Source organism: Stenotrophomonas sp. PS02301 (assembly GCF_029959485.1).
Taxonomy (GTDB): domain Bacteria; phylum Pseudomonadota; class Gammaproteobacteria; order Xanthomonadales; family Xanthomonadaceae; genus Stenotrophomonas; species Stenotrophomonas maltophilia_Z.
Map to the genome: position 1 here is coordinate 1 of NZ_JASCOO010000151.1, position 6,579 is coordinate 6,579.

At 66.8% G+C, this 6,579-nt stretch carries 5 protein-coding genes; 3 read left to right on the top strand and 2 right to left on the bottom strand.

What is annotated here, in order from left to right:
- Positions 1-143: 143 nt before the first annotated feature.
- Positions 144-1,247: a GDSL-type esterase/lipase family protein gene (locus QMX81_RS20065; RefSeq protein WP_282264150.1), complete on the top strand. Its 1,104-nt coding sequence runs from the start codon at positions 144-146 to the stop codon at positions 1,245-1,247.
- Between the two features lie 112 nt (positions 1,248-1,359).
- Here QMX81_RS20065 and phhA read toward each other — a convergent pair whose 3' ends face one another.
- On the bottom strand, positions 1,360-2,256 hold the full coding sequence (gene phhA, locus QMX81_RS20070) for a phenylalanine 4-monooxygenase (RefSeq protein WP_282264156.1): 897 nt from the start codon (positions 2,254-2,256) through the stop codon (positions 1,360-1,362).
- Positions 2,257-2,383: 127 nt separating this feature from the next.
- Here phhA and QMX81_RS20075 point away from each other — a divergent pair, with 127 nt between their 5' ends.
- Positions 2,384-2,866: an Lrp/AsnC family transcriptional regulator gene (locus QMX81_RS20075; RefSeq protein WP_121043838.1), complete on the top strand. Its 483-nt coding sequence runs from the start codon at positions 2,384-2,386 to the stop codon at positions 2,864-2,866.
- Positions 2,867-2,896: 30 nt separating this feature from the next.
- Here the strand turns inward: QMX81_RS20075 and QMX81_RS20080 are convergent, their stop codons facing one another.
- Positions 2,897-3,892 (bottom strand): patatin-like phospholipase family protein, encoded by a 996-nt coding sequence (locus QMX81_RS20080; RefSeq protein ID WP_121044033.1) that lies wholly within the window; start codon positions 3,890-3,892, stop codon positions 2,897-2,899.
- 239 nt (positions 3,893-4,131) lie between these two features.
- On the opposite strand from QMX81_RS20080, the gene QMX81_RS20085 reads away from it, so the two are divergent.
- Positions 4,132-6,402 carry a TonB-dependent receptor gene (locus tag QMX81_RS20085; protein WP_121043841.1) on the top strand — a complete coding sequence of 757 codons (2,271 nt, stop codon included), beginning with the start codon at positions 4,132-4,134 and terminating at the stop codon, positions 6,400-6,402.
- The last annotated feature ends 177 nt before the right edge of the window (positions 6,403-6,579 follow it).

A 6,579-nucleotide genomic window follows, 5' to 3' on the forward strand; every position in this document is an offset into this window, starting at 1 on the left:
AGACTGGTGCTGCCGGTCGACGGTGGTTGGCGCGCCCGGTAACACCATCGCGACGCGCTGGCGCGCCCACGATCTGCGCTGCAGATCGTGGGCTCCGGTAGTGCCGGCCGCTGGCCGGCAGCTCTTCACCCAGGAGCATGACCATGCTGCGTTTGCTGTTGTCCCTGTCGCTGCTTCTCGCGGCCCCCAGCGTGCTGTGTGCCCCGCACCGCATCTTCATTGCCGGGGATTCCACCGCCGCCGAGTACGGCCCGGAGCGCGCGCCACAGGCCGGCTGGGGCCAGGCCTTGCAGAGCTATCTCGATCCCGCCGTGTGGGAGGTCCGTAACCACGCCAAGGGCGGCCGCAGCACCCGCAGCTTCATCGACGAGAAACGCCTGGATGCGATCGCCGCCGAGCTTCAGCGCGGTGACGTGCTGCTGATCCAGTTCGGCCACAACGACGCCAAGTTCGAAGACCCCACGCGCTACACCGATCCTGCCACCGCGTACCCGCAGTTCCTGATGCGCTACGTGCAGCTGGCCCGCGACAAGGGCGCCACGCCGGTGCTGATCACCCCGGTGGCGCGGCTGCTGTATGACTTCGGTTCGCTGCTGGACACGCACGGTGTGTATACCCAGGCGGTGAAGGCGCTGGCCACCCGCGAGCAGGTCGCGCTGATCGATCTCAACGACAGTTCCACGCGCTGGATCCGCGGGCTGGGCGAGCAGGGTGCCAAGCCGTACTTCCTGTTCGTGCCCGAGCAGAACAAGGCCGATGGCACGCACTTCAGTGTGGCAGGGGCGACCGCAGTGGCGTGTCTGGTGATGCGCGACTGGGTGGCGTTGCAGCCCGGACTCACGTCGGCGCTGAAGCGCGATATCGACTGCGAGGTGCGCAGTGCGGGGCAGGGCGGTGAGGCCGCCAGGCCCTCGCGCGTGGTCCACGAGCGTGACATCGCGGTGACCCAGCCCGGCCCGCATGGTGGAGCGGGGCCGACCACGGCGTATCCGTTTTTCGCCGAAGACACCGACCTCCCGTTCGTGCTTCGCAAGCGCGTGCTGCACAAGGGGGCCGGCATCGGCCTGCATCCCCAGCACAAGGACGAGATTTACTACATCGTCAGCGGGCAGGGCAGCTACGTGCTGGATGGGACGCAGTACGACGTGGCGGCGGGGGATGCGCTGCTGACGCGAACGGGCAGTTCGCATGCGCTGCAGCAGGTGGGGGAGATGGATCTGGTCGTGCTGCTGGCGTATCCGCGATGAAAAGCAGCAGCGCATGACCCGGCTCCACCCATTGCCAACCTTCAAAAGCTCCCGAGGCTTTTGAAGGTTAGGTGTCTAAACTTCAACCGCCCCAGTGAATTGCGTCACGACGTTACACGTCGCCGCCGTCTTCCCAGCCTTCGCCCGTGCCCTTCTGGAACACGCGGTCACCGTCCTGCACCTCACCGGCCGGCAGATGCTCCTTGGCCTCCAGCGCGGCATAGATCGGGGTGAAGTCCGGTGCGGTCGCGGCCATCAACTGCTCGAAGCTGTCGATGACGAAGTAGGTTTTCTGGAAGGTGTCGATGCGGTAGCGGGTGCGCATGATCCGCTCCAGATCGAAGCCGATCCGGTTCGGCGCCGCCGACTCCAGCGAGTACAGCGACTCGCCCTTGGACGACACGATGCCGGCACCGTAGATGCGCAGGCCTTCGTCGGTGTTGATCAGGCCGAACTCCACCGTGTACCAGTACAGGCGGGTCAGGTGCTGCAGCGCCTCCGGGCCGATCGCATGCGCCTTGACGCCACCGCGGCCGTAAGCGGCCATGTAGTCGGCGAACACCGGGTTCATCAGCAGCGGCACGTGTCCGAACAGGTCATGGAACATGTCCGGCTCGGCGATGTAGTCGATCTGGTCCGGGCGACGGATCCACCACGTCACCGGGAAGCGGCGGTTGGCCAGGTGATCGAAGAAATCGAGCTCGGGCAGCAGCCCTTCCACCCCGACCAGGGTCCAGCCGGTGGCGGCGCCCAGCACCTCGTTGAGCTGGTCGAAGCGCGGGATCATGTGCGCGCTCATGCCCATCTCGTCCTGCGCGTGCAGGAACTCCTTGCTGGCGCGGCCTTCCAGCAGCGCACGCTGGCGCTGGTACAGCGTGCTCCAGGTGGCGTGGTCGTCGGCGGTGTAGCTGTCCCAGGGCTGTTCCACGATGGCGGTGGTATAGACCGGCACGTAACCCTTGTCGGTCTGCTGGTGTTCGACGCGGCGGGGGGCGGTGGCGGTTTCCATCGTGGTGGTCTCCTGGGAAGTCATCTGTCGATGCTAGAGCAGGGTGCGCGCAAGAGGTTTGCAAAGTTGCGCGGATATGGGCTTCTGGCGCAAGATCATTGCGTCCACCTCATGTTGCGGGGCAGCAATGGCCGGAGATACCCAGTTCGACCGCACGGATCTGCGCTTGCTGGCGGAAATCCAGCAACACGGCCGCGCGACCAATGCCGAGCTGGCCGCACGGGTGAATCTGTCCCCGTCGGCTTGCCTGCGGCGCGTCCAGCGGCTGGAAAGCGAGGGCGTGATCGCCGGGTATGGCGCCCGCCTGGAGCCGCGCCAGATCGGCCTGGGCCTGCAGGCCTTCGTCCGGGTGCAGCTGGAGAAGCACGACCAGCACGCCATCGGCGTGTTCGCCGACAGCGTGCTGATATGGGATGAGGTGGTGGCCTGCCATGCGCTCACCGGCGACATGGATTACCTGCTGCACATCTACGTGCGCGACCTGGAGCACTTCTCCAGCTTCCTGCTCGACAAGCTGCTCAATGCCGCCGGCGTGGCCGACGTCAATTCCAGCTTCGTGCTGCGCACGGTGAAGGACTTCCGCGCGCTGCCGCTGTCGCAGCTGGAGTAAGGCCGCCGGGCAGCGCCCGGCACTACCGGGTTACACGCACTTTTCCTTGCGCCCCATCAGCTTGCCCACGCGCGAAGGCTCATCGCACTTGGGCGCGGCCGGCGGCGGGGCCAGCGCGGCGGCACGCGCCTTCTGCAGCTGCTGCACCTTGGCACGGATCTGCGGCATCGCCGCCATCGCGGCCTTCTCGCCTTCCAGGATCGCGTTGTTGCGCTGGCCGAAATCGGCGGCGCCGATGTCCAGCACCTTCGGCCGGATGATCACGTCCGCGCGCGCCAGTTCCTGCTCGCCCAGGCGCTGGCCCATGATCGAGATCGACTGGTTGACGATGCCGAGCATGCCGGTCGGCGCCTTGCCGCTGGCCTTGCTGGAGATGTCCACGGCGATCACGATGTCCGCGCCGAGCTGGCGCGCCGCATCCACCGGCACCGGGCTGACCACGCCGCCGTCGATGTAGTTGTACTTGCCGATCTTCACCGGTTCGAACACGCCGGGGATGCTGCTGGAGGCGCGCACCGCCTGGCCGACGTTGCCGCGCACGAACACGGTGCGCTCGCCGGTTTCCAGCTGGGTGGCAACCGCAGCGAAGGGCTTGCTCAGCTTCTCGGCCGGGCGGTTGTCGACCTGTGTGTTGACGTAATCCTGCAGCTTCTGGCCCTGGACCAGACCGCCGGAGAACAGCCGCACGTCGCGGATGCTGGCTTCATCCAGGGCGACCGCCTTGGACTGCATCTGGAACGCGTCCATGCCGCTGGCATACAGCGCGCCGACCACACTGCCGGCACTGGTGCCGGACACCACCACCGGCTCGAAGCCGTTGGCCTCCAGCATCTTGATCACCCCGATGTGCGCGAAGCCCTTGGCCGCGCCGCCGCCGAGCGCGATGCCGATCTTGACCGGCTTGGCCGGAGTCACCGGGATCGCCGCCGGCGGCGGGGTCGGGCGCACGGGATCACCGCCGCAGCCGGCCAGCAGGCCGAGCAGGGCAACGGACAGCGTCAGGCGGGTACGGCGCAGTGAAGTCATCGGCGTGGCAACTGAATGGGCATCGAGGGCCGCCAGCATACCGAAGCGGTGGCGAGCCCGGCAGGACGGCGGGGCAGGGCATTCAGGCCATGACCGGGGATGCCGGGCCGCGACCGCCGTCACAACGCGCGCTCCCGGAAGGGGGTAATGAATAGCGGTTGTTTGCGGCTCTGTTGCTGTACTGCAACAATTGTCTGGTAGCGCCGGTCCACCACCCCTCCCAACACAGCCTAAACGCCATGTTCCCGAACCGCACTGCCCACGGCCGTTTCCCGTCCGTGCACCCGCTCGTTGTCGCCCTCGCCGCCCTGCTGCCATTGACGGCCGCAGCCCAGGACGCTCCCGCCACCAAGGATCCGGTCGCCCTCGATACGCTGCAGGTCACGGCGCAACGCCGCGTCGAAAACGCCAAGGACGTGCCGGTCTCGATCTCGGCCATCCAGGGTGAAAAGCTCGACGTACTCGGTTCGGCTGGCGATGACATCCGCTTCCTGTCGGCGCGTGTGCCGAGCCTGAACATTGAATCGTCCTACGGTCGTGCCTTCCCGCGTTTCTACATCCGCGGCCTGGGCAACACCGATTTCGACCTCAATGCCTCGCAGCCGGTGTCGCTGGTGTATGACGATGTGGTGCAGGAAAGCCCGCTGCTGAAGGGCTTCCCGCTGTTCGACCTGGCCGGTGTGGAAGTGCTGCGCGGCCCGCAGGGCACGCTGTTCGGCCGCAATACCCCGGCCGGCGTGGTGAAGTTCGATTCGGCGCGTCCCTCGCAGGATGCCGACGGGTACATCAAGGTCGCCTACGGCAGCTACAACACCTGGAACACGCAGGGCGCCTACGGCGGCCCGCTGACCGACCGCTGGTCGGCGCGCGTGTCCGCGCTGTACCAGCGCCGCGACGACTGGGTCACCAACACCCGCCAGGGCGCCCCGGCGCAGGGCTTCGAGGGCTATGACGAAGCCGCCGCCCGCGTGCAGTTCCTGTACGAAGGCGACGACGTCGAAGCGCTGTTCAACCTGCACAAGCGCAAGCTCAACGGCACCGCGCGCCTGTTCCGCGCCAACATCCTCAAGCCGGGCACCAACCAGCTGGTCGAAAACTTCGACCGCGATGAAGTCTCCACCGATGGCCAGAACTTCTCCGACCTGGAAACCTGGGGCGGCAGCGCGCGGCTGAAGTGGGATCTGGGCCGCGTCACCCTGCACTCGATCACCGGGTACGAGACCGCTGAATCGCTGAACCGTGGCGACATCGACGGCGGCTACGGTGCCAGCTTCCTGGGCGCCGGCAACTACGGCCCGGGCAACATCCCGTTCGCGTCCGAATCGGCCGATGGCCTGCCGCACCACCGCCAGTGGACCCAGGAATTCCGCGTGGAATCCAACGAGTGGGGCCGCTTCGACTGGCAGGCCGGCGTGTTCTACTTCGATGAAGACGTCACCATCGACAACTTCAACTACGACTCGCTGACCCCCGGCAACCCGCAGACCGGCCACGTCGTGCAGAACCAGCGCAACAAGGCGTGGGCCGCGTTCGCCTCCGGCGATTTTGACGTGACCGAGCGCTTCAAGCTGCGCGGTGGCGTGCGTTACACGCAGGACAAGAAGGACTTCAGCGCCAGCGTGCTGCAGGCCGTGCCGTTCGGTACCCCGGTCAGTGGCCCGTACATCGCCAGGACCGACGTCAACGACGTCAGCTGGGACCTGAGCGGCGTCTATCAGATCACCGACAACCTCAACGCGTACGCCCGCGTGGCCAAGGGCTTCCGCGCCCCGTCGATCCAGGGCCGCCTGGCATTCTCGCCCGGCCTGTCGCAGGCCAACTCGGAGAAGGTCATCTCGTACGAGGCCGGCATCAAGGCCGACCTGTTCGACCGCCGCGCCCGCCTGGGCTTCAACGTGTTCCGCTACAACGTCGACGGCCAGCAGCTGATCGCCGTGGGTGGCACCAACAACACCGCGACCCTGCTCAACGCCGACAAGACCCTCGGCCAGGGCGCGGAGCTGGACTTCGAGGCCTACCTGACCGACCACGTCCTGCTGACCCTGGGCAGCAGCTACAACGACACCGAGATCAAGGACAAGGATCTGGCGGTGGCGATCTGTGGCGGCGGCTGCACCATCACTGACCCGACCACGGTCATCGATGGCGGTACCTACGCGCTGGTCAACGGCAACCCGCTGCCGCAGGCGCCGAAGTGGATCCACAACCTGACCTTGCGCGCCGGCTTCCCGGTCAACGATGCCAGCGAGTTCTACGTCTACACCGACTGGGCGTACCGCAGCCCGGTGAATTTCTTCCTGTACGAGTCGCCGGAGTTCCGCAGCCGCTCCTCGCTGGAAGGGGGCCTGCGCCTGGGCTACAACTGGGATTACGGCCAGTACGACGTGGCCGCGTACGGCCGCAACCTGACCGACCAGGTCCGTGTGGTCGGCGCGATCGACTTCAACAACCTGACCGGCTTCCTCAACGAGCCGCGCACGTTCGGTCTGGAGTTCACCGCTAAGTTCTGATGCACGTCATGCGGTAGGTGCCCAGCGTAGGTGGGCATCTTGAAAAACGAAAACGGCGCGGAGAGATCCGCGCCGTTTTCTGTTCTGAGCTGATGTTGTTGAACGCGGATGGGTAGTGGGGGGGGGGGGGGGGGGGGGGGGGGGGGGGGGGGGGGGGGGGGGGGGGGGGGGGCGCGG

Bases quoted from the DNA above. Each gene is read 5' to 3' on its own strand.
- phhA (WP_282264156.1), bottom strand. From the start codon at position 2,256: ATGGAAACCGCCACCGCCCCCCGCCGCGTCGAACACCAGCAGACCGAC.
- QMX81_RS20075 (WP_121043838.1), top strand. From the start codon at position 2,384: ATGGCCGGAGATACCCAGTTCGACCGCACGGATCTGCGCTTGCTGGCG.
- QMX81_RS20085 (WP_121043841.1), top strand. From the start codon at position 4,132: ATGTTCCCGAACCGCACTGCCCACGGCCGTTTCCCGTCCGTGCACCCG.
- QMX81_RS20080 (WP_121044033.1), bottom strand. From the start codon at position 3,892: ATGACTTCACTGCGCCGTACCCGCCTGACGCTGTCCGTTGCCCTGCTC.
- QMX81_RS20065 (WP_282264150.1), top strand. From the start codon at position 144: ATGCTGCGTTTGCTGTTGTCCCTGTCGCTGCTTCTCGCGGCCCCCAGC.